Origin of the sequence: Okeania sp. SIO2F5, from assembly GCF_010692685.1 — a bacterium.
Lineage (GTDB): Bacteria > Cyanobacteriota > Cyanobacteriia > Cyanobacteriales > Microcoleaceae > Okeania > Okeania hirsuta.
On record NZ_JAAHGU010000115.1, the window covers coordinates 1 to 24,581 of the forward strand.

Annotated in this window: 21 protein-coding genes; 11 read left to right on the top strand and 10 right to left on the bottom strand. The window is 35.5% G+C overall.

Annotation, left to right across the window (positions count from 1 at the left end; genetic code table 11):
• Nucleotides 1-269: helix-turn-helix domain-containing protein (locus tag F6K27_RS25210; protein ID WP_287278921.1), on the top strand; the 269-nt coding region annotated here is incomplete at its 5' end.
• A 536-nt stretch (nt 270-805) separates the two neighbouring features.
• On the opposite strand, the gene F6K27_RS25215 is transcribed toward F6K27_RS25210, so the two are convergent.
• From F6K27_RS25215 to F6K27_RS25225, 3 genes are all read right to left on the bottom strand, one after another.
• Nucleotides 806-1,441, bottom strand: a complete 636-nt coding sequence (locus F6K27_RS25215; protein ID WP_287278922.1) for a heme-copper oxidase subunit III — start codon at nt 1,439-1,441, stop codon at nt 806-808.
• A gap of 150 nt (nt 1,442-1,591) precedes the next feature.
• Nucleotides 1,592-3,331 carry a cytochrome c oxidase subunit I gene (gene ctaD / locus F6K27_RS25220; RefSeq protein ID WP_287278923.1) on the bottom strand — a complete coding sequence of 580 codons (1,740 nt, stop codon included), beginning with the start codon at nt 3,329-3,331 and terminating at the stop codon, nt 1,592-1,594.
• A 248-nt stretch (nt 3,332-3,579) separates the two neighbouring features.
• Complete coding sequence (locus F6K27_RS25225; RefSeq protein ID WP_124143665.1) at nt 3,580-4,599, bottom strand: cytochrome c oxidase subunit II; 1,020 nt, start codon at nt 4,597-4,599, stop codon at nt 3,580-3,582.
• Between the two features lie 528 nt (nt 4,600-5,127).
• On the opposite strand from F6K27_RS25225, the gene F6K27_RS25230 reads away from it, so the two are divergent.
• From F6K27_RS25230 to F6K27_RS25250, 5 genes are all read left to right on the top strand, one after another.
• Nucleotides 5,128-6,042, top strand: a complete 915-nt coding sequence (locus F6K27_RS25230) for a heme A synthase (RefSeq protein WP_287240086.1) — start codon at nt 5,128-5,130, stop codon at nt 6,040-6,042.
• 533 nt (nt 6,043-6,575) lie between these two features.
• On the top strand, nt 6,576-7,562 hold the full coding sequence (locus F6K27_RS25235) for a heme o synthase (protein ID WP_287278924.1): 987 nt from the start codon (nt 6,576-6,578) through the stop codon (nt 7,560-7,562).
• A gap of 317 nt (nt 7,563-7,879) precedes the next feature.
• Entirely contained in the window at nt 7,880-8,329 is a 450-nt protein-coding gene (locus F6K27_RS25240) for a hypothetical protein (RefSeq protein WP_287278925.1), read from the top strand.
• A gap of 367 nt (nt 8,330-8,696) precedes the next feature.
• Nucleotides 8,697-9,539 carry an alpha/beta hydrolase gene (locus tag F6K27_RS25245; protein WP_287278926.1) on the top strand — a complete coding sequence of 281 codons (843 nt, stop codon included), beginning with the start codon at nt 8,697-8,699 and terminating at the stop codon, nt 9,537-9,539.
• Nucleotides 9,540-9,730: 191 nt separating this feature from the next.
• Nucleotides 9,731-10,762, top strand: coding sequence for a hypothetical protein (locus F6K27_RS25250; protein WP_287278927.1), 1,032 nt, complete (start codon nt 9,731-9,733; stop codon nt 10,760-10,762).
• A gap of 400 nt (nt 10,763-11,162) precedes the next feature.
• On the opposite strand, the gene F6K27_RS25255 is transcribed toward F6K27_RS25250, so the two are convergent.
• A complete protein-coding gene (locus F6K27_RS25255; protein WP_287278928.1) occupies nt 11,163-12,266 on the bottom strand; it encodes a DUF6745 domain-containing protein in 1,104 nt (367 codons plus the stop codon).
• Between the two features lie 311 nt (nt 12,267-12,577).
• Here F6K27_RS25255 and F6K27_RS25260 point away from each other — a divergent pair, with 311 nt between their 5' ends.
• The 3 genes from F6K27_RS25260 (at nt 12,578) to F6K27_RS25270 (ending at nt 14,746) form a co-directional block, all read left to right on the top strand.
• Nucleotides 12,578-14,062, top strand: coding sequence for a DASH family cryptochrome (locus F6K27_RS25260; RefSeq protein WP_287278929.1), 1,485 nt, complete (start codon nt 12,578-12,580; stop codon nt 14,060-14,062).
• A 138-nt stretch (nt 14,063-14,200) separates the two neighbouring features.
• Nucleotides 14,201-14,404, top strand: coding sequence for a hypothetical protein (locus tag F6K27_RS25265; protein ID WP_124146010.1), 204 nt, complete (start codon nt 14,201-14,203; stop codon nt 14,402-14,404).
• Between the two features lie 6 nt (nt 14,405-14,410).
• Entirely contained in the window at nt 14,411-14,746 is a 336-nt protein-coding gene (locus F6K27_RS25270) for a hypothetical protein (RefSeq protein ID WP_287284622.1), read from the top strand.
• A 234-nt stretch (nt 14,747-14,980) separates the two neighbouring features.
• Here the strand turns inward: F6K27_RS25270 and F6K27_RS25275 are convergent, their stop codons facing one another.
• The 6 genes from F6K27_RS25275 to hpsE form a co-directional block, all read right to left on the bottom strand.
• Nucleotides 14,981-15,190, bottom strand: coding sequence for a hypothetical protein (locus tag F6K27_RS25275; protein WP_287278931.1), 210 nt, complete (start codon nt 15,188-15,190; stop codon nt 14,981-14,983).
• Complete coding sequence (locus F6K27_RS25280; RefSeq protein ID WP_287278932.1) at nt 15,191-15,733, bottom strand: class I SAM-dependent methyltransferase; 543 nt, start codon at nt 15,731-15,733, stop codon at nt 15,191-15,193.
• A 31-nt stretch (nt 15,734-15,764) separates the two neighbouring features.
• On the bottom strand, nt 15,765-16,964 hold the full coding sequence (locus F6K27_RS25285; RefSeq protein WP_287278933.1) for a hypothetical protein: 1,200 nt from the start codon (nt 16,962-16,964) through the stop codon (nt 15,765-15,767).
• A gap of 16 nt (nt 16,965-16,980) precedes the next feature.
• The gene (locus F6K27_RS25290; protein ID WP_287278934.1) at nt 16,981-18,777 is read right to left on the bottom strand and encodes an asparagine synthase-related protein; all 1,797 of its coding nucleotides are present in this window, start codon (nt 18,775-18,777) and stop codon (nt 16,981-16,983) included.
• A gap of 253 nt (nt 18,778-19,030) precedes the next feature.
• Nucleotides 19,031-20,095 (bottom strand): polysaccharide pyruvyl transferase family protein, encoded by a 1,065-nt coding sequence (locus F6K27_RS25295; RefSeq protein WP_287278935.1) that lies wholly within the window; start codon nt 20,093-20,095, stop codon nt 19,031-19,033.
• Nucleotides 20,096-20,114: 19 nt separating this feature from the next.
• The gene (hpsE, locus tag F6K27_RS25300; protein WP_287278936.1) at nt 20,115-21,077 is read right to left on the bottom strand and encodes a hormogonium polysaccharide biosynthesis glycosyltransferase HpsE; all 963 of its coding nucleotides are present in this window, start codon (nt 21,075-21,077) and stop codon (nt 20,115-20,117) included.
• A gap of 1,134 nt (nt 21,078-22,211) precedes the next feature.
• Between hpsE and aroF the strand changes: the two genes are divergently transcribed.
• A complete protein-coding gene (aroF, locus tag F6K27_RS25305) occupies nt 22,212-23,060 on the top strand; it encodes a 3-deoxy-7-phosphoheptulonate synthase (RefSeq protein ID WP_287278937.1) in 849 nt (282 codons plus the stop codon).
• 202 nt (nt 23,061-23,262) lie between these two features.
• Nucleotides 23,263-24,333, top strand: coding sequence for an ABC transporter ATP-binding protein (locus F6K27_RS25310; RefSeq protein ID WP_287278938.1), 1,071 nt, complete (start codon nt 23,263-23,265; stop codon nt 24,331-24,333).
• Nucleotides 24,334-24,581: the final 248 nt, after the last annotated feature.

Here is a 24,581-nt window from a genome sequence, read left to right on the forward strand (position 1 = left end):
CGTTAAAACAGCTAGCTCAAAATTTAGAGTCTAGCAGTTCCGCTTTATCCCGTGGTTTTAAGGAGTTATTTGGCATGAGTCCGATGCGTTATCTCAAGGTGCGAAGACTCAATGCATTGCGACAACGCCTGAAGGTAAGCGATCCGGAGAACTCTACTATAACTACGCTTGCAGGTCAATTTGGGTTCTGGAGTGCAGGTCATTTTGCTAGAGATTACAAAGCTATGTTTGGGGAGTTGCCTTCAGAGACGTTGCGAAAGAAAGCATAGAGAGTGAAAAATCAGGGGAGATGACAGTGGTCTATTGTGTTACTTTACAGCAGTTTTAATTTCGGTAGACCACAGTAGGGACTAACCATGGCTAGTCCCTACAAGGTTTTTTGTTGTGCCGATGTGGTTCATCAACCTGAAAAGCGCTGTAAGCTAAACTTTTAAAGAAAAAATGTGATAATTTTTCTGTGGATGTTGGGAAAGTTCATAATTTATTTACACACTTGGAAAATAGGTCGAATTATTTTTGAGAGAAACTGTATAACCGGATTCTATATAACCACAAAATATAGTAGGGGTTAACGGCCGTTAACCCCTACAAATGGTGTATAATATCATGTTCGGTTGAATAGTTATAATTAGGATTATAGATAGAAGAGATATCTCAAACCCCTGAGATTGCTTTCCTTACGGAATGCTACGCAAACCTTCCACTCCGTTCCAGTCGCAATGACTTTATTATAAGTGATTATCCGAACATGAATTTTGTCAAATGCAACGCAAGTGTAGCGACAATAAATGCCTTCGCGTACAAGTTAAATCTGAGTCAAAATGTAAAGCAAAGTGAATAAAACAATCCAGATAATATCAACAAAGTGCCAATATATTTCTGCCATCTCAATACCAACGTGCTTTTCTCCATTGTAATGACCAGCACGACGAGAACGCCACAATACACCTAGAATAAGTAGCACACCAACAAAAACGTGGAGACCGTGGAAACCAGTCATCACATAAAAACAATTGGAAAACACATTAGTAGTCAGACCATAACCTAAAGTCATGTACTCATAAACCTGACCACCCAAAAAGATAATACCCATGATTGCCGTAACTACATACCATAGACGCATTCCTGAGATATTGTTCTTTTTGATAGCAGTATCGCCTTTGTGAATCACAAAACTACTGGAAACCAGAATAATAGTGTTGATGGTTGGCAATAACAACTCTACCTCTGTTTCTTCAGGAGGCCAAACCCCGGCATTTGCTCGGTAAATTAAATAAGCAGCAAATAGTCCCCCAAACATCAAAGATTCAGAAGCAAGAAATGTGATTAATCCAAAAACTCGTAAATCCTGATGCTCTTCGTGATGGCCTGCCTCTGCTGACCCAGATTGGACGGAAGTATCAACTAAATTATTAGTTGTTTCAATTGTTGAACCTTGCATAATTTCTTGTACCTAAAATAAAAAAAAATTTCTGAAAGCGGGGGCGGGTTCACTCAGTCGTGGGTGAAACCATTAACTTAACGCGGAACCCGCCCCTACTATTACACTATTTTAGCTGTGTCGGTCTAGTCTAAATTGTTCCCTGGAAAATTAATTCTGAGAATCATCATCAAAAGATGAAGACTGAGCTTCAGATAAAGGCACGCCTGTTTCCTTCGTCTTGAAACTTCCTTTGGAAATTAGCTTGAAGCGCTCTCGAATACCAAGAGTTTTCTTAGAGCCAAAATCATAAGGACCATAAGTAACCACTGGCAACACTTCCCAGTTTTCGATTATAGGAGGTGAGCTAGTTGTCCACTCCAAGGATAAACCACCCCAAGGATTACCATCAGCTTTTGGTCCGTACATCCAGCTCCAAACCATGTTGATGAAGAATGGTATTACAGACAATCCCAAAATAATTGACCCATAAGTACAGATGTGGTTAATAGCTTCAAACTGAGGGTCATACATAGCAATACGACGTGGCATTCCTTGTAAACCCAATTGGTGCATGGGTAAGAAAGTGAGGTTTGTACCAATTAAAGTCAGGACAAAATGAATCCGACCCCAGGTTTCGTTGTACATCCGACCTGTCATTTTGGGGAACCAGTGATAGATACCTGCATACAGACCAAATACTGAACCACCAAATAAAACGTAATGGAAGTGAGCTACTACATAGTAACTGTCATGGACGTGAACGTCGAATGGAGCTGTTCCCATGGTTACACCACTTAGTCCACCCATAACGAACATTGCTAATAGACCAATGGCAAAAAGCATTCCACTTGTATAGCGGATTTTTCCGCCCCAGAGGGTAGCTACCCAACTAAAGATTTTGACCCCGGTGGGAACTGCAACTATTAGGGTTGAGATGGTGAAGAACATCCGCATCCAAGGAGGAGTTCCACTGGTGAACATATGGTGTACCCATACGAACAAACCTACTACACAAATAGCGAGACTGGAGTAAGCGATCGCTTTATAACCAAATATCCCTTTGCGAGCATGAACGGGAATGACCTCTGAGAGAATGCCAAAAATTGGCAGAATCATCAGATAAACTGCGGGGTGAGAATAGAACCAGAATAAGTGCTGGTAGATGATCACATCACCGCCCATCTCTGGTTTAAAGAAGCCGGTGCCAAAGTTGATATCAAATAATAAAAGTACTAAACCTGCTGCTAATACAGGAGTTGAGCATAGCGCCAAAACGGAAGTTGCTAAGATTGCCCAGCAGAATAGAGGTAATTGTTCCCACTTCATACTAGGAACTTTCATTTTGAGGATGGTGACGATAAAGTTTAGCGCACCCATGATGGAGGAAGTTCCCACTAATACAATACAGAGAATCCATAAAGTTTGTCCGATGTTATTAGTAATGATGCTTAATGGGGGATAAGCAGTCCAACCACTTTGCGCGCCACCAAAAGCTAAACTAGCAATTAAGAATGCTCCAGCAACTGGGTTGAGCCAGAAGGCGATCGCATTGAGGTTAGGAAATGCCATGTCTCTCGCTCCCACCATTAGGGGGACTAGATAGTTACCAAAACCTCCAATGGCAGCAGGCACGATCCACAGGAAAATCATAATCGTGCCATGATTTGTCAGGAAGGAGTTGTAAACATTTGGGTCGAGAAAGTCTGCATCTGGTGTGTAGAGTTCTGCACGCATAGCCATGGCCATGAGGCCACCGACGAGATAAAAGATGAAGGCGGTAACCAGATATTGAATGCCGATTACCTTGTGGTCTATGTTATAGCCGAAGTAGTGATACCATTTCCATGCCTCCGGATGTGCTTTTTCCGGTTCTGGTTTGGTTTCTAAAGGAATTTGTGTTTGTGTCATCTGTAAATTATTTTGACAATTACGAATTAATTATTGGGGAGGTTGAACTCATTTTTTTTTACCTTTGGAGCTGACTCCTCCCCAACTTTTCCCCTGTAAGAATAGGGATTTTTGGATTCTCCTGTGAGAAAGTATTAGCTGCTAGTAGTTCTAGTGCAGGATGGCGGAAATAACTGACTGGTTACAAAGTCCTATCAATAAACAAATACAAAACTTTTGACTTTTAACTTCCGCGTAGCGGCACTAGTCTAGTTTGGGTGAATTTGATTTAATGTTTCGGAATCGATACCCATTTCATTAGCATAAGGGCTAAGATACTCCGATTCTGATAAATCAGCAGTATTTACTGCTACAGCTTGATTCAACTGTGGTTGCTCGGCAAAAGTATTTTCTTCTATCCAAGCTTCATACTCTTCTTGAGTTTCAACAACTACTTGTGTTCTCATTGCTCCGTGGTAAGCACCGCAAAGTTCTGCACAATATACTGGATATTCTCCAGTTTTAGTAGCTACGAACCGGAGTTGGGTATCTTTACCAGGAATTGCATCTTGCTTCAAACGGAAAGCAGGTATCCAGAAAGCATGAATCACATCTTGAGCAGAAAGATTGATTTGTATATCCTTGTTGACAGGAATATGGAGTTCTCCTGCTAGAACACCACTTTCGGGATAGGTCATCAGCCATCCATACTGAATTCCTGTAATGTCAACAACTACATCTGCTGGGTTAGCTCCCTCTTCAGGAGTTGCCCCAAAGCCATATTTGCTCACTTCTTTTGTAGCTACTTCCTCTGACTCCATTCCTTCGGCATCTGCTATTAGGGGAGCTGCCAGAGCTGATCCTGACTTCACTGTTTGCAGTTCGGATGAAGAAACATGAGCTACTTTTGTTCCTGCTGGATCGAACCCACCCATCTGTCTATATACATCTACACTGTAGATACCAAGACCAATCACAATGATGGATGGAATTGCAGTCCAAAATATTTCTAATGGTAAATTTTCCCTAAAGGGAGCACCATCGCTATCGTCTCCTTTGGGTTTGCGAAATTTAATTGCAGAGAAGACAATTGTTCCTTCTACAACTAGAAATAAAGCTACTGCTATAGTAAACATGACGTCAAAAAAACCGTCCACCAGAGGAGCTTGTACTGATGCTTGCTCTGGTAATAGACCATGATTTTGACCTAACCACACGCTAATTATGGTGATTATTATACCAACTACTAGGGTGATTACTGAGACTGGTATTTTTTCTTTTTCTTCCATATATTACCTCTTTAATTTGTCTTCCTCCCCCTAGCCTAGGCAGAGGAGTCTTTGACTTTTTGTCATACTCAATTACATAGGTTAAACTAAGCATCTACTTATAAACTAGATATAATTGTTACTATTTATCAAAATTATAGATTATCTTAGTTTTTCATAGATTTCTCTCGAGAGAGTTTATATTATTTTAACTATTGCACTCAAAAATTACCCCACAGTTTGTATAAACAAAGTTAAATTAAATATGTACTCTTAAATTGCATACTTTGATTGATTAATTTATTAGAAATTAAAGAAAAAGTTAAAAATATTTTTTTGGGGAAAATCAGTAACACTGATAACAGTAAGCTGTAAATAAAATTTAAATCAGAAAACTTTCTAAAGCAGAACAAATCTTCAGATAGTATCCCTTATAGTAACAAAAATTAGACACATTAATAATTGTCAGATGTGATGATTATTTCTGAATTTAAGATTCAGTATGTTGTTAATTTAGCAAGATTTTAGATTACAGCTAATAAAAATCTTATGGCCAATTCTGTTTTAAATAACAATACAATTATTTCCTCTCAGTCTCCAGCGCGCGAACGCATTCGTGGTTTGGTTTGGAAACTATGTATAGCAACCCTATTACTAATGGCTATTGGCAGTGCTACCAGAGTTATGAATGCAGGTTTAGCCTGTCCTGATTGGCCGTTGTGTTATGGTAAATTAGTACCAATGGCACAGATGAATCTGCAAGTATTTTTAGAGTGGTTTCACCGACTAGATGCAAGTTTAATCGGTTTTGGCACGATCGCTCTCATGGGTTTATCATGGTGGCATAGACGAGAATTGCCAAGCTGGTTACCTTGGGCATCGACTTTTGCTCTGGGACTAATAGTTTTCCAAGGGGTACTCGGTGGATTAACTGTTACAGAATTATTACGCTTTGATATTGTCACCGCTCACCTTGGTACTGCTTTGCTTTACTTTATGACTCTATTAGTTATAAGTATGTCAATGATGCCTTATAAAGGTACAGGTAATGTTGGTAAACTACCTTGGGTAGGATTAACTGCTGCAATTTTAGTTTATTTACAAAGTTTACTCGGTGGGTTGGTTGCTTCTCAGTGGGCATTGCATCAATGTTTTGGAGTGGCGGAACTTTGTAAAATAATGAATAGTCATATTGCTGGTGTTGTTCCTCCGACTTTAGCAACATTAGCATTGGTAGTAATGGCGTGGCGCACCTCTGCCTTACATCCGCTGCTGCGAAAGTTAGCAAACTGGTCTGGTTTATTAGTATTAGCTCAGATTAGTTTGGGGGTTATGACCTTCCGGTTACGTCTGCAAATTGAGTTATTGACCGTATCTCACCAAGCTGTAGGAGCAGCATTATTAGGAACTTTAGTCGCATTTACTGTTATTGCTTTACGCGATCGACAATTTGCAAAAGCTTAAAAAAGCAGTCAGCAGTCAGCAGTCAGCAGTAAACTTTTAGAAAGGGATTGAAACCTCGTTCTAAACTTTCCGGTTTATAGAACTGGGGATTTAAACCCAGACCTATAAAAGCTGATAGCTGTTTGCGCAGCATTCCGTCAGGAAATGCTAAAAGCTAGTTAATTGTTAACATAGATACAGTAATATAACCCTCTTTTGTGAGTTATTAAATTACAGGACTTACGCAAATTTACCTTGAAAACGCCATCTGTAGGGGCGAATGCCATTTGCTCTCACTCGATTTAGTGTCCGTTTACAGCACTGTCAGCTATCGGTGAGTACAGAACTAGCGGGCAAGATGCCTGCAATACAAGAATTTCACCGTAGATCGTTTGCCCGAAATATGCTGTATAACTATTCAACCGGACTAAATTTTTCAAACTGGCTAACATCACAAATTAACTGGTACTAATATCCGTTTTTATACTGCCCATAAACTTTAGACTACGGAAACAAAAATCAGTTAAAACAAAAAATTAACAAACTAAGAATCTATGCAAGAAGTTATTTCTCATCATCTTCCACGACGCCATGATAATATCCTACAAGTACTCAAAAGCTATTATCAACTAACAAAACCTAGAATTATTCTACTGCTACTAATTACAACAGCAGCCGGAATGTGGTTGGGAGCAAAAGGAGAAGTCTCTCCCCTTCTACTATTCGTGACATTAATAGGTGGTGCATTAGCTTCTGGTGCAGCTAACGCTATTAACTGCATCTACGACAGCGATATTGACTATATTATGGAGCGCACCCGCTGGCGTCCTATTCCTTCTGGGAGAGTAAAACCACGCGATGCTTTAATTTTTGCATTCACTCTAGCAGCTACATCATTTACTTTACTCACAGTATTTGCTAATTTACTAGCAGCACTGTTGGCAATGTCTGGAATCGTTTTCTACGTTGGTATTTACACCCACTGGTTAAAACGTCATAGCGTCCAAAATATTGTAATTGGTGGTGCTGCTGGTGCTATTCCTCCATTAGTAGGTTGGGCAGCTGTTACAGGTGAATTAAGTTGGGCAGCTTGGTTACTTTTTGCAATTATCGTTATTTGGACTCCTCCTCATTTCTGGGCTTTGGCAATTTATATTCGCGATGAATATAAGGAAGTGGGTGTGCCAATGTTACCTGTAATTGAAGGAAATGAGGAAACAGCAAGACAGATTTGGGTTTACAGTCTGATTTTGATTCCGATGACGTTGTTGCTAGTTTATCCGTTGCACGCGAGTGGAGCAGTTTATGCAGTATTGGCAACTCTCCTCGGTGGAGTCTTTATCAAGAAAGCTTGGCTATTATTAAAAGAGCCTTCCAATAGAGATGTAGCGCGATCGCTGTTTAAGTATTCTATCTACTACATGATGTTATTGTGTTTAGTTATGGTGATTGACAGTTTACCTTTTACTCGCGGAATTACTACTGCTGTAGCGGATAATTTGCAAACTTTTATTGGTAGTGCGATCGCAATTTTATCTTAGTTACTATTGGACAATAGTTAGACAATATAATTTTGTTTCAGGTAGGCATTTTGCCTGCCTTTTAGTTTGACAATTTGTAGTTTGATAAAGACCAAGAATTAGGTTATAATATTAAATTGTTTTTTATACTAACCTTATTATTTTATTTTGGGTATTTATTCTCCCACACTTCCCTTTTATAGAAAAATTAACTAATCTTGTGTATAAGCTAAAAATCATTTAGATTTTATATTGCATCTTAACCTGTTGCTTTTAACAAAAATTAAATATATAGTTGTTTAAATGCTAAATATCTTATCACTTTAGGAATTTAGATTATGCATACTTTACTATATTCAGGACTACCGACATTGATGGTTGGAGTCTCAGGTTCCGAGTCCTCAGAGGCTGATAAATACAAAGTTCTTATACAGAGATTACATAATAATACATGGTATGTTGCTAGTACCATTTTGATGCAGTCAATTCTAACAGCTATCTTAACAGAAGCTGCTTACAATTTATTTATTCGTTCTTTGCTACAAAGATTCTGGATTGAACAATGGATAAAAAGGAGAAATCTTACTCCTATTAGACAGAGGATGATTGTTTTTCAAAGTTCGATAGGGACAGGTAATGGAGCAAATATTTATTCTCTTCCCTATGAACAGCTATGTGGTCAGGTTGCCAATGCTTTACGGAATCAACTTGAGTCTGGAGAGGGTGATTTATTAGAGATATTTGCTTACAATGTACCTCCAGAAAATTTAGAAAGATTAAAAAATTAAAATGCTCAAAACTTATCGAACGAGGAACAAAGTGATTTATCTATTATAAAGGAACAGGTACTTAATCAGGCAGAGATAGGTCTTGATGATCTTCAAATCACTCTAGCTAAGTTTTGGCTTAAAATAGACTATTTTTTCTCAATCGTGATCGCTTTTATAATTTTAGAGTTCTTATTGACACCTGCCAATAAGTCTGTGTTTAATCTCAGTGATGGGAGTGAAAATGAGATAATTGCATTGCTTGTTTCTATAATATCAGGATTTTTAGCTCCGACAATTCGTAATTTATTAGTCAATATACTTTACAAGAAATAGAAAAATTTTGCTGTTAAATATTAACAATATCTGAAAATGCTCAAAGACAACAATGCAGAAAGATAAAATAATAACCATCCGAAAAAATATATATGCAATCAAAGAAAAAGTTGATGGTAAAACTGAGATACCTTATGGTGACATAATTATTCTAGTTCATGGATATAATGTTTCGGAAGAAGGAGCGAAAGAAGCATACACAAAGTTTCAAGAAAACTTTAGTAAATACTCTAGTCAATTATCAAAACTCAACAAAGCCATCTATTGTTTTTTGTGGCCTTCTGATAAACCTAATAAACTTGATAGTATATTATCTTATTTTAAAACAGTAAATACCGCTAAAGTTTGTGGAGAAAGGTTTGCTAAATATTTAAACAAATTAAATTTAATTTCCACAAGTAATGAGCAACCTCGTATTACATTAATAGGACACTCTTTAGGCTGTCGTTTATTACTTGAAGCTTTAAAAAAGACAGTAAATACTAACCTTAGATTGGAAGTTTTCTTAATGGCTCCTGCTGTTCCAGTGTCTATGGTACAACCAGATAAACAGTTAAATCCAAGTATTTCTTCTACAGAAAAATATAGTATCTTATACTCAAAAAAAGATGATGTTTTAAAATGGACTTTTCCTCTAGGTCAAAAATTAGCAGGAGAAGGATTTGATGAGGCTGTAGGTTTAAAAGGAAACCCCCATAAGGGAGTTTGGTCTAATACTAAAGAAACAACCTACGGTCATAGTGATTACTGGAAAGGAGAAGAATCAGCGGAGTGGATTGCTGCAAAATTAGGAGTTCTGAAAACTTTTTCGAGAAAGCTAAAATTACAGCGACCAACACCAGCATTTGAGGCTAGAGATTTAAAATGGCGAAAAATTTCATGGAGGTCAATCTAGCTTGATATTTTTATTAGACAAAACCCTGTCTTGAGTACCTACTAATCCTTTGGGAAAGCTACTATTTAATGCTGTTTTCCCTTCTTTACTGTTATCTATTCCCTTTTTAATACTACTTAGTCTCCACAGTCCAGATAAAAATTTTATATTATTGACTTACAAATTTTACAATATATACCTTAAAGATAATTATGACTTTATCTACTATCATCAACATCGCAATCACCCTCATTTTTATTTATTTGGCTTCTAGTTTTATCATTTTTGCAATTCAGGAAAAAATTATTTTATTCTTTAACTTAAAAGCTAAGAACTTAAAGCAAGTTATTTATGGCTTGTTAGGAGAAGAACAACAAAAAGGGAGTTTTTCTCTTACAGAAAGATTTTATGAAAAATATTTAAACTTGCCTCTTAACCCATCTCTATCATCAAAGCGACAACAAGAAAAAGGAGGAAAATTACAGGCAGGAAAACTATCAAAATCTATGGGACCAGAACAAATACCTGCTGAACAATTTGTTGCTGATTTAATAACCGTAGTAGCAGAAGAATTAAAATATGAAGATAAAGATTTCTATAATAAGTATGAATTAACCAAAATCATTGAAGATATTAATGGCAGCGATTGTCGTTTTTCTGAAAAAATGAAACGAGACCTTTCTGCAATGCTACAAAGAGCTATCAATAGATTTGAAGACAAAGGAGAGCAACTTAAATATTTAGATAAACAACTTCAATCTTGGTATGATATGTCAATAGAATATGCTTTAGAAATTTACGATAAAAAAAGGCAATATATTTCTATTATATTATCTGTAATAGTTGTTTTGATGTTCAATATTGACACAGTAAACATTATCGATAATTTATCAAAAAGCGAAATTACCTCAACCCTAAGTAATAAAATAACGGAAGTAATAGTCTCAAATTCTGAATCAAATTCATGTTCGCAGGTCAATGAGGATACCGAATTTCAAACTTGTATTCAAGAACAATTCGCTACAACTTTTATGGCTTTGGATGGAATTGATAATTTGCCAATTGGATGGAATTTTTCAGAACCACTAAAAGAACAGTTTACACCCTTGAATTTTCCTCATATTATTAAAGCCATTACAGGATGGATTATAAGTATTATTGCAATTTCTCAAGGAGCGCCTTTTTGGTTTGGAATTCTGAATAATTTAATTAATTTTAAATCAAATAAATCAGCAAAAAATTAATGTAGTGTTAGCAACTTACCTCAGTGCAATTTTTATATCATGTGCCCCCTTCGGGGGAGCTACGCTTAGGGTAAAACAGTTATAATAGGGCTTCGTAGTTTTGCTCTAGCCCTAATATCAAACCCGGTAGCATCGGTGTTATTCAGTGTTAAAGATAAGAGTTTATATTGTAGGGGAATGGCAATTTGCTAACGCAACATCCAAAAGGCGATCGCTACCACACAAAAAACAATTAAGTTTTTTGCCAAGACATTAACAGAATTATTACTGCGACAAAAATCTGCTTCCAACAGAGCAAAAAATGCTTGGAATTATATCTTAAAAAAACAGGCGTTGCATAATCTAGAGGAGAGTGGGGGAGTGCTTTCAGGTCGCAGAGGATGTCAATTAGATGATATTGCTAAGTTTGTATATAAAATTCTTCTGGATAAATTCCCCAATTTACCCAACTAATAGCTTCTTTCGCCGAGTTTATATCAGGAGGTACCCTTAAAGTATGAATATTTCCCGTGCTTGGACAAATCATTTTTAAGATTAATATTGGCTCAATATCGGCATCATCATCTATTCTTAAGAGAGTATATTCTTGCCATGTATCTATTTCTAAAGTTTGTAAATCTTGGCAAATTTTCTCATAACCAATTTCCTGAATTAATACTCGTCTGAGTTCAGCATTTTTTGTAGATAAAAGCCATTTTGCCTCCCATTTTTGAGGAGAGAATATTCCATATTCTTCTGGTAGTCTCACACCATGATTAGCATATAAACTATAACCATCAGCAAATTCAATAGCTGGTGTGCCTTCCGCATGGGGGCGATATTCATCATCCAAGAATAACTTTCTAGGGCGATCGCAAATAATACACAGATGTCTCAAAGGATATATCCAACCACAGTTTCTCACAATAGACTCTAATACTTGCCAGTCGTCTGAATTATAATCACAATTAATCACAGAAATACAAAAATCTATCCAAGCAACATAACTACTCCATAATTCTGTAGGAATAGGATAACTCCACAAACACAACAATTTAATTGAAATATCAGAAACTATTTCTTGCCATTTTTCTTCTATTTGAGAGTAAAGAATATGACTCCAAAGATCCTCTGGTTTTAATGACTCTTCTATTAATGAACTGTCAGTATATTCCCGAATTTTGTCATCTATTTCTTCACACAATTTATCGGTAATTTGCAACTTTAGTTGTTCTCTCAAAAGTTGCCATCTATCTCCGAAAATGTGACGATGACCATAGTCATCTTTGCTTTCCCATCGCTGCCAAATGACACTAAGCAGAATGTCAAAAGCTGCATAGGGGCTTTCACAAAAAAGAATCTCTGGATTTGGGTCGCCCATTAAATTGTAGGCTAACTGAATCGCTTCAGTAGCTTTTTGACGATTAATAGGTTGGGTAGAATGTGCTATTGTATGCCACTTTTTCCGATAAACTGGAATGAGAGTTTCTTGGTCAGGTGTCAGTTTAGTAATCAGTTTTTTCATCTTTTAGGGAACAGGGAACAGGGAACAGGGAACACAGAAGAAGAAAAAAACATATCATATGAATATAATAATTGCTATATTCTATACTTTTAAGGAACATCTCAATTCTCACAACTCATTCCTGATTGCTATAGCATTATAAGAATTAGTTAGGATATTTTTCAATTTTTAGGGAACAGGGAACAGGGAACAGGGAACACAGAAGAAGAAAAAAACATATCATATGAATATAATAATTGCTATGTTCTATACTTTAAGAATTAGTTAGGATATTTTTCAATATTCCCTAGCGCGTAGCGCTATAAAAGCTTATGAACCAAGACAGAATTATATTATGGTATCGTAACGACCTACGCATCCATGACCATGAACCCCTCGATCAAGCAATAAAAACTCAGGCTCAAATTATTCCTATTTATTGCTTCGATCCAAGACAATTTGGTCAGACAAATTTTGGCTTTCCTAAAACAGGTGCTTTTCGGGCAAAATTTTTAATTGAAAGTATTACTGACTTGCGTAATACTCTGCAAAAACTAGGTAGTAATTTAATAATTAGTCAACAAAAACCAGAAATAGCAATTCCTCAACTTGCTCAAGAATTAAAAGTTAAATCTGTATTTTTTCATCGAGAAGTTACAGCAGAAGAAATTAAAGTAGAAACAGTACTTCATCAAGCATTAAAACAAATTGGGGTTAAGTTTCAATCATTTTGGGGTCATACACTTTACCATCCTGATGATTTACCTTTTGAAATTAAACAATTACCAGAAGTATTTACCAGTTTTCGGAAAGAAATAGAAAAAAAATCTACTATAAATCCTACATTTTCAACTCCTAAAAAATTACCATTTTTGCCAGAAGTTGACCTGGGAGAATTACCTACTTTATCCAAACTCAATCTAGAATTACCACCACAAGATTCACGAGCAGTTTTAACATTTAGAGGCGGAGAAACTACTGGAAAAGAAAGAGTAAAAAATTACTTTTGGCAGCAAGATTGTCTAAAAGTTTATAAAGAAACAAGAAATGGAATGCTAGGGGCAAATTATTCCTCTAAATTTTCTCCTTGGTTAGCTTTAGGATGTTTATCACCTCGTTATATTTATGAACAGGTACAAGAATATGAAGAGCGGAGGGTAAAAAATAATTCCACTTATTGGTTAATATTTGAATTATTATGGCGGGATTATTTCCGATTTATTTGTCAAAAACATGGGAATAAAGTATTTTATAAATCTGGTTTACAAGGAGTAGCTATTCCTTGGCAGGAAGATTGGGAAAAATTTAGAAAATGGCAAGAAGGTAAAACAGGATTTCCTTTAGTAGATGCTAATATGCGCGAACTTTTAATGACAGGTTTTATGTCAAATCGTGGTAGACAAAATGTTGCTAGTTTTCTGACTAAAAATTTAGGAATTAATTGGCAAATGGGTGCTGAATGGTTTGAGTCTTTATTGATAGATTATGATGTTTGTAGTAACTGGGGAAATTGGAATTATACTGCTGGAGTAGGAAATGATGCACGAGGTTTTCGTTATTTTAATATCCCTAAACAGGCAAAAGATTACGACTCCCAAGGAAAATATGTTAAACATTGGTTGCCAGAATTAAAAGCAATACCTGCTTCTAAAATACATGAACCTGGGAAATTATCACCTGCTGAACAAGAGAAGTTTGGTGTAAAAATTGGTGTTAATTATCCACAACCAATGATTGATTTGTGGCAGTCTGTTAAGGAGAATGAAAAAATTTATAATGCTGCATTAAAACCCTCAATAAGGAAGCATAAATATTGAATGGCAGACAGGTATTAATAAGTTTGCTCAAATATAGTAAGTTTTATTATTGTATTGTCTAACAAAATTTTTTGTTTCTCAAAGACTTGACTGTTAATATCAAATATTTCTATTCCTAAAGCAAATTATAATTTAGTAATGGCCAAAATACATATTTGGCAAGAAGAAACTAAAATAATCGATAATTTAGTTCATGTCAGTACCACTATAGAAATGTCAAATCAATCTCAAGTTAATCTTTGGTATCGTTTTTATCTTAAATATCAAGAAGATATAAACACTAACTGTGATTCTTTTGTGATTGCGACAATTTTATTAGCAATGAGTCAAGGTTGCGATTAATTATCCATGGTCAAGTTTCTCAATCTTTACTGGATAATTTTAGATGAATTTCAAGACGCATGGTGCTGCTATCCATTGCAAAAATATACAAAAATTATGGTTCAAGCAGACACAGAAAAAGAATTAGAAAAGCCATTAGGTCAACCACAAGCTATTTCAGCATTTTCAGGTGGTTTAGATAGTTTTTTTACTGCTTTTCGTCATAGTCAAGATGTTCATAGAAGAAAAAAACATAATTTATTAGCTGGTTTAATGATACATGGTTTAGATATTCCTATTTCACAAGAAGATGTATTTACTAGAGCGTTGAAAAAATCTACAATAATCGTTTCAACTATTTAGGGACAATATTCATATGATCATTCCCACAGTTTCTTGATGCACTACCCTTAGTCCCAATAGTGTTTTTTCTTCAACTTATAAATTACGCAATCGAGATGTTATTCAAAATGATTTATCCTCGAATATAATTCAACTTTCTATTAATGCTGATTCTGATCAAGAATAGTTGACATAACAGATTTTTAATAATTAAATTTTTTACATTAAAAGTAGCGATAAATTAATAGTAAAAACCTAATTATCTTTAATATATTTGAGAAAATGTAGTTCCCAATTCATATAACATTTATCATTTTCTAGATAATAGCCTAAATATGTTTCTATACCTTCGATAATCTGGTTATAGTTTGCTTGATCAATACCAAAAAGTAACTGGCAGTAATCTACCATACTAGCTACTGAATCAAAACACCAATGATAACTAATAGAAGCATTATGTACCACTTAAAAATTAATGAATTCTAGTTCATCTTTTGTGTTTTCTGTTAAAAAATTACCTTGATGACCCATAGAATTATATTGATCGACAAAAATGTTTAAAAAGTTAGCAACTTTTGAATCTTTTAAAGCATCTGCAATACAAAATATTCCCTTTGTCTTTAATAAACGGTAAGCTTCTTTGTAAAAGTCAACTTTATGCTCGATATGATGCAATCCAGCCAAACTCATAATCCGATCAATACTATTTGAGTTAAGTGGAATATTACTTATATCTTCACAAACTACAATAGTATTGTTGACTGTATTGTGAGAATCTTTAATAAACTCATTCGATGTTTCTATAGAAATAATTTTCAGATTCTGTTGAATAAAATTACTAATATAGCATCCCCCTGAAGGCATATCACAAATAATCTGATTATCTTGTAAGTCAGACAATTTAATTATATTGTTAAATTCTGCTGCTCTGGCTAGAGGATGCTTCAGCATTCCTTGATGGTATAAAGTACCTCGTTGATTAAATATATCTTTGTAATTTTTAAACATTTTACCCTCTCCTCAAAATTTTGTTATGCAATTATCTTTTATGTTTTAGATTATTATTTAACAAAAATTTTAATTGCCGTAACTTCTCTTTCCCCGAATCAGGAATCATTTTTTCTAAATTTATCAATATGCGGTTTTTGAGAACAGTTGCTTGCAAAACTTTGATCCAAAAACCAGAAATTTGATTAATTTTAATTAGTTTGAGAATGTGTTCCATTGAATCCAAAGATCCACCTCTAAGCTTAAGATTAGCAATTTGTTTGTTTGTAACATCTTTCGGAAAACAAGGTGGTAATTCATAACCTAAAGCTCGAAAATTTAAGATATTGCGAATACATTTTTCGCAACGTCCACAGTTACGATCTTTTTGTTCACCTTGCCAACAAACTCTTAAGTTTACTAAAGCTTCATCCCAATTATAAATCTCTTTTATTTTCTCTAAGCGACCAAATTTTCCCCCATCATAAATGATGGTAAAAGACTTACTTGATAGTAAAGGATCAGTGACAGGATTTGAGCCATAAGGTAAAGTAATATCTCGGTAGGCATAAGAAGCAGGAATTAAGCCTGTATTGTAACCTTTTTTAACTAAGTTTAAACAAGAGGCGATCGCTGTGCCAAAAACATCTTCCCAATTAAGTTTAATTACTTTGCGAAAATTAGTTGCTATAGGGATTAATTCCATGCCTAAACTTGATAACATAATTTGAGACTTTTGAGCAGCACGAGAAAAGATTTCTTCTTGCTCTACGGGAATATCAAAACCATGCACCATTAAACCAGCTTTCAGATTACGTTTTTGTCTACCACAATTTCCTCGACTATGGCGAAAGGCGGTAAAACAACTATCAACTCCTCCAGAAAAAGCACTAATTGCTTTCTCTGTTGCTAAAATTGTTTCTTGTTCTTTTTCAGTTTCAGCGTTAATTTGGATGATATTATATTGCTCTGGTTTCCAAGCAGACCAAATTATTTGGAATTCTTCTAAATTTCTGAGCAAAGAGGGAGAAACTTCTCCATGCACCATTAAATCTGTGCCTTGATTCATTGCTAGAAAAATGATGGCAATTACAAAAGGGTCACAGCTTGAAGTTAAAATAGGACGATAATTTGTGGGGATGCGATACCAAAGTTGCTGTCGATTTTGTTGAGGATTTTCAATAGTTACGCTAATAGTCATCAAACCATTAGCTTCAACTATTTCTTCTTGCCAGAGATGAGTTTTAGACATATAAATTACAGATGAATTACAGGTGATTTTTTGACCAGAGTAACAGTCCTAATAAAACTTTTATCCCAGAAGCTTCTAGAATAGAATCTGACTTAAATTTTAATTTAACGTCAGGAGGAGGTAGCAATTCATTAAAAACATCCATATTAAATAAATGTTCTACTTTAGATCGATAAGGTTCTGCTTCTCTTCGTACTGCTTGCCATCCTGCATTGTTAATATCTAAAATTCTATAGTAATAACGTTGGTCATAACCAAATTCAAGTTTTAGTCTCCGCCATTTTTGCTGTGCTTTGAATAATAAACTTAACTGCTGGCGAGTTTGAGTAGGTTTAAGAGGTTCTATATTCCATGAATTATGGTCTAAAGGTAATTGTGCGAGTTGTGGAAATCGAGTAGATACAAGTTCTTTTTGTGCCCGTCTATTATTCATTGTTGAAGGGGGTAATACAACTACAGTTTCTAATAATTTTCTGTCTAATATTGGTAGTATCGGCCATGCACCAAAAGATATTTCCCAAGCCATCATACCCAGAACAAATCGATTAGAATAATAAAGACTAAAACACCAGGGTCTTTGCCACTCTAAGTCTGAGTAGTTTTCATAATTTTTTTGGAGTATACCGATAGTATCTGAGACTAAATTACCAAATATATCTTGGTTAAGCAATTTACTCAATACTTCAGGTGAATACCCTCTACGATTACAGATTTTAAATGCTGATTCAAAAGAGACATCAGAATTTTTCCAGCCACCAACAACTCTATCCATTGAAAAACCATTAATTATTGTGCCTGGTGAATCTCGTAGATAAGAATGAGCATCAGAAAACATTCCAGTAATACCACCAGATCCTCCTGCTAGATGCTCCCAATTAGCAACAAGGTTAACATAAAAAGGATACTTGCTCATGGGAGTTGAAATAACTCGATGTTCCCAGTTGAGGTGACGAGCTACAGTAGTGGCACATTCTAGTTCTATATCGCCCTGTTTTCCTAAAGTAAAGGCGACTGGATCGATGCCTTGACGCTGGAGAAACCCAGCTAACATCCGCGAGTCTAACCCTCCTGACAAGAGAAAGTTATGTTTTTTGCTTGTGGAGGTGTGGCGGGTGATCGCCTGGTCTATTGCTTCATCTAGAATATCTAAATGTTCTGCAAATGAAAGATGGAAATAGGGAGTATTATTGATAGAGCAAGGAAGGCGATAATATTCTAACTCTTTAGCACCAGTTTCAGGGTCCCATTGGAGAATTTTTCCGGCACCTAAACGTTTGGTGTTTGACCACAGCGTTTGTTCATCAACCAAATGTCGAAGTAATAATAATCCTACTAAACCTTGTGGATTAAATTTAGTATTAAAGTTAGGATAATACCTAAAAAGTTCTGGACTTGAGCCAATCAGAATAACATTTTCATCGGTGTAATAATAAAGAGGAAAAAAACCTAATAAATCTGCTCCAACTATTAGTCCATGTTCGGGATTGTAAACTACAGCAGCATAAAAACCATCAAAGGTAGGAAAAGCATTATTAATCTTGCCAGGTTGCCATTTTTGTTGCAAAGATTCTGCATTAATCTGCTCGGTTGAATTGTGGGTTATGGCGTGTCCCCACACTACCGCAGCGCCATTATTATTAGTACAATGACTGATAGGAGCTTGAGAATTAGCCGCCCAAATACTGGCAAAATTTCCTGTCGTACAAGAGTTAGTTACTAATCCTGTGAAGGGTGGTAATAATGGCTTAACTTTGTTAATAAAATTTGTTCTGCGTTCTGGATCTGGATCGACAATAATTATTAGATTAGCCATAATTTATTGATTTTTTTCCTATTTTTATATTTAATTATAGAACTAATTATATCTGAGCTGTTAAAAAGTAATTTTATTGATCACGAAAAAAATATCAAGTATGTAACAAAAACTAAAGTAGTTTATAAGCATTTTTCCTTCTACTTGACACCCTCTATTTCCTGCCTGACTCTAACTATAAATTTTAATGCCTACCTACTTATTGAACAACTGAGTTAGGAGAAAATTTTAATTAACTCATATTCTAATTAACTCATAATTCAGATACTGACTTACTAATTTTATCTAAGTCTTTGACAAATTTACAAAAGGAAATTTTCGATGTCCAGGTTTGATAAAATAATTCATTTTTATGATAAGCATTGGGCAAAAATATATGAGGTTTATTGAGTAAAATACATAAAATATGACCGTGTAAACGATTGGTAATTATTAATTTATGGCGTTGCAATTGATAGATTGCACTATGAATAAAGTGCCACGACCGACTGTGTAAACTAGAGTATTGTAAATTCTGAAACTTGAGTGTATAGGGATGAGAAGCTAGCCATTGTTGCCTAGTAAACCATTCTTGGGGAGTAGCTAAACCTCTTTGCCATCCTTCTCTAAATAGAGTTGCTACCCATCTCAGCAACTTAGTTTTTTCAACTCCTAAAACCCATTTGTAAGAAACCCAATCTGCAATGACTAAATTAGATAATCCGAGCTGACTAGGAGCAAAAGTTTGATTCAATTCACGGTCATCTCGACATAGATACAGTATAGAATTGTTGTAATTTTGTTGTTGCTCTCTGTTCAGACTATTAACCATTTGAAAAGCCATATCAGGAGCCATAAAAATTTGGCATTTAGTAAAATATTCACTAGCTAGTTTATAACTTAGACTATCTCTAACAAAAATCGTTAGAGCAGGGTGACTATTAAAAATATTTGCTGTTTTTTTGAGATTTTCTAAGTTTTTAAAGTAAATACTTTGGGGAAAAATTATTATAGGGCGGTCTTGATATTGAGTAATAATTTTCTCTCGAAATCTTTGACATTCTCCCCACAAATCCCCTAAATTTCCACCACCATTAAGAAAGATAGGAGCTTGACCAATTTTTTCTTCCATTTCTCTAGCAGAAAAATTTTTCACACTGGCAGCATATCCAATTTTTGTGTGATTAACTTCAGTTAGATAAAGAACGGAACCTAACCAAATTAGATGGTCTCCTAAATTCAAATAATCAGGATAATCTAGTAAAGCACATTTTTCATATTTTTCTAGATTGGCTAGAGAATAATACAACTTTTTTTTGATATCTTCAGGGGTTGTCATAGTATTATTTAAAATTTATTTAAGTTTGTCTAAAATAGTCATATAGCTGTTTTCTGCACAGATAAAAAGGGCTTAATAAAGTACTCCATAAAAATTCCATCTCGCAAGCTAAACTAAGTTCTGTTTTACAATGTTTTCTGTGCTGTAGATAATACAATAAAATTTTCCTCAAATCATTAGCAATATAAATAGGCACAGCCAAGGGTTTTTGCCAACTACTTATACGAATCATTCTGATATGATGTCTTGCTAAACCAACACCCCGTACTAGAGAAAGTAAATATTTTTTTTCTAAGCGATATGGAGGTATTTTATGTGTAATTACCATCTGAGGATTATGCCAAATTTCCCAACCGCCACGTTGGATATAGGATAAAGCTTCTAAATCTTCACTGGCTAACATAGAGTTACCAGTTCTACCTGCGAGAAATAATTTTTTCGGAACACAGTCTAACCAAGCTTGACGAAGAACAACTAGTCCCGCTCCAGGAGGGAGAATTCGTTTTTCTGGTGGATAAATCAAAGCTTGTTTTCCACGGTCAATTACTGCTAAAAAACTCGCTATTTTATCAAAATCTTTTGGCAGTTCTTTTTGATAAGCTCCCTCAATTTGACCACCAAATGCTCCTACTTGAGGATGACTTTCAGCAAATAAATAAGCTTTTTCTAACCAATCTTCTTGAGGTAAATTATCATCATCAATAAATCCTACTAATTTACCTCGTGCTTTTTCAATAGCAGTTTGTCGAGCAAAAGCTAATCCTTGTTTTGATTCAAAAGTGTATCTTAATTCAATTTTTCCTGCCCAAAGAGTTTGGTACTGACACACACATTCAGCGGTTTTATCTTGGCTATTATTATCAACAACCAAAACTTCCCAAGAAATATTGTGCTGATTTAATTGATGACTGAGTTTTTCTAGAACTTCACCTAAACGAGTTTCTCCATTATAAGTACATATAGCTATTGTAAATTGGAACATAAATGGGTTTTAGTTTACTAATTTACCGGAATTAAAGTCTTAAGTAATTAAGACTTTAATTCATTATTCTCCATAGTTCGATGTTAATCCGGAAAACATCCCATAATTTTTATTATGGCATACAGGCTGAAAATGCTATAAATTTCATCGATAAAAATGACAATATTTTGATTGATTGTTTGGAGTAAAATAGCATTTGTCAGTGATTTCTCAGTGTGGTGAAGTACATTGATTTCAGTACAACCAAGGATGGTAAATAATAGACTGTAGCTCAGTTGCTGGGGAAAGGATATACCAAATGTCGCGCATTTTTGCTACATATACTTGGTGAATAATAAACCTTTGTTCATAGCAGTAAATGACTTTACTCATCGCATTACTTTTTAGAAATGGTATAATACAAATCCTGTTAATTGCACATAGAATCCGGCTATATAATATCTGTTTATAATTTATTAAATTACTCCAATATTAGACATCTTTTCCACGGATAGGGAGTAGGGAATAGAGGGAAATAATTGATAATTTCTGTACGATAATTGATTTGATTTTTTATTATTGGAGATGTCTATCTAAATCTCCCCTACTCCCTTCCTGGGAGGGGGAGGGGCGAGGGGTGGGTCCCCTACTCTCAACTATGTGGTAAGTATTCAACCGGATTTGATATAACTTGGTATCTGGCCATGAAAAAATTGAGTAAGGACTTGACACTATCTAAATGCTCTGCTAAAATGTTAATTTAACAGGTTAAACATAGAAATATGTCAGTCTCACGTCCAGAGTCCGACTGTTAATATATTCAAAACAAACAAAAAAACTAATGTTTCTCATCAATTCCTACTTTTATTTTTGGCACAGAGAGGTTCACTTGGAGTGAATTTAGCTTTTGCTATGAACCTCTAAGTGAACCGCAGAATAATAACTGCGGTTTTTTTATTTGTAAATTTCACTATCTCAAAAAAAGATGAAAACAGCTATGACTCAAGTTAATACCTGGTATTACGGTTTTTATTTTTGGCCTCGATATAATTCCGGGTAACTTGTCATGCTGACCTTCAACTTTTACCCGGAACTAACAACAGTTTCGGGTTTTTTGTTTTTTACCCCACTTAATCTACATAAGGAGAATATTTCGTGTCTGACGCTAAACTTGCATCCAAATCTCATCCCGAACATCAAACAGTTATTAATATTTCTGAAAGGACAACAGTGGGAGGTAAAGATTTTTTGATTATTGGCGGTCCTTGTACCGTTGAAACTATGGAACAAATGGAATTAGTAGCAAGCAAGTTAATAACTGCACCCGTACAAATGTTGCGGGGTGGTGTCTATAAACCGCGCACTTCTCCATACTCATTCCAAGGGTTGGGAATAGAAGGATTGAAAATTTTGGCAAAAGTTAGCCAATCTTACCATCTCCCAATCGTAACAGAAGTAATGTCTATTCCGCAAATAGAGTCGGTAGTTGCTGATGCGGATGTGCTGCAAATAGGTAGTCGCAATATGCAGAACTTTGAGTTACTAAAGGCAGTGGGCAAAGTTGGCAAACCTGTAATTTTAAAACGAGGGTTATCTGCGACTATTCAAGAATTTTTGATGGCTGCTGAATATATTCTCAGTTATGGCAACCCGGATGTAGTTTTGTGCGAACGTGGTATTCGTAGTTTCGATAATTATACTCGTAATGTTTTAGATTTAGGTACGGTAGCTGCGCTAAAACAGTTAACTCACTTGCCAGTTATTGTCGATCCTTCTCATGCGGCGGGGAAACGGGAATTAGTCGCACCGTTGGCCAAAGCTGCTATTGCTGGTGGAGCAGATGGTTTGATGATTGAATGTCATCCTGTACCGGAAGAGTCTGTTTCCGATGCACGACAAGCATTGTCATTAGAAGATATGGTGGAGTTGGTTGAAAGTTTACGCCCCATTGCTACAGCAGTGGGGCGACATATTTGTCAGGTAGAGGAGTTTTCTGTGGTTTAGTTTTTTAGCGATCGCTTTGATCGCGTCAATTTCACTTAGTCAGGACTATTGTCATCAACGTCAAGATACCACTCAATAGCAGCTATGCTGGAGGCAGAAATCAACATCCTACTTTGTCTAGTTTTGAGACTTTTAATTTGTCTCTAACAACTATGGCAACTGCTGTAAGTGAACATTAAGAGGTAAAAAATAATCAAAAATTATGGCAAAACTGCAATTAAAAAATCTCAGAAAACAATTTACTAAAAATGTCATTCCCGTTAAAGACATGAATATTGAAGTTGAAGATGGGGAATTCTTAACCTTACTGGGGCCTTCTGGTTGTGGAAAGTCAACTTTACTAAGACTTATTGCTGGGTTAGAAACACCCACTCAGGGTAAAGTAATTATTGGCGATCGCGATGTAACAAATGTACCACCGGGCGATCGTAATATTGCAATGGTGTTTCAAAGTTACGCCCTCTATCCGCACATGACGGTCTTTGAAAATATTGCTGCTTCTTTGAAACTCCGTAAAATACCTCAAGATGAAATTCAGCAACGAGTTAATAATGTTGCCCAGAAACTCGAATTAGGACAATTAATAGACCGCAAACCCCGGGAGATGTCTGGTGGACAAAGACAAAGGGTAGCATTAGCTCGATCGCTGGTACGCAACCCAGAAGTATTTTTGTTAGATGAACCTCTCAGTAATTTAGATGCACTATTACGCGAACAAGTACGAGCAGAGTTGAAACAGTTATTTAACTCTCAACAAAAACCTGTAGTTTATGTTACTCACGACCAAACGGAAGCAATGACTTTATCGAGTAAAGTAGCAATTTTATATGATGGTTACTTACAACAACTTGATGCACCTCATAAAATTTATAGTCGTCCTGCTAATAAATTTGTAGCTGGTTTTGTCGGTAGTCCGCAAATGAATTTACTGACTCTTAAATGTGAAGAAAATTATGCTATTTTAGGTGATTTTAAAATTCCTCTGCCTGATTTTCCAACAATTCCAAAACAAATTGTTATGGGTATTCGTCCGGAAGATGTACGTTTTGTTTTGACTGAAACTTCTGAGGTTGCTATTAAAGGTAAGGTGTTTTTGGTAGAAAATTTAGGTAAGGAAAAACTGTTAATTGCTCGGGTGGAAAATTCCGAACAAAATATCCGTGCTTTAGTTCCTTATGACCAAACTTGGGGTGAATTAGTAACTTTAGAATTACCTGCTAAACAGATTCATTGGTTTGATCTGGAGTCTGGCGATCGCTTACTCCAATATTAAATAGGGTTTACTGAAAAAGTGGTGTTGCACAATAGAGAATGATATTCTAGAATTTGATTGAGAGATGGATTGTCCTGATTGTCAAAGCCATAAACTATTGAAAAATGGTCATCTAATTGGGCTTTGGTGGGTGGAGAATGCTGTAAAATCTAAAGTGTCACAAGGAAAGCTCAAAACAATCCACTGTCCCAAATGTCTATCATCTCGATTGAAAAAAAAAGGTTTTCGTCGGGGGAAACAATGCCATC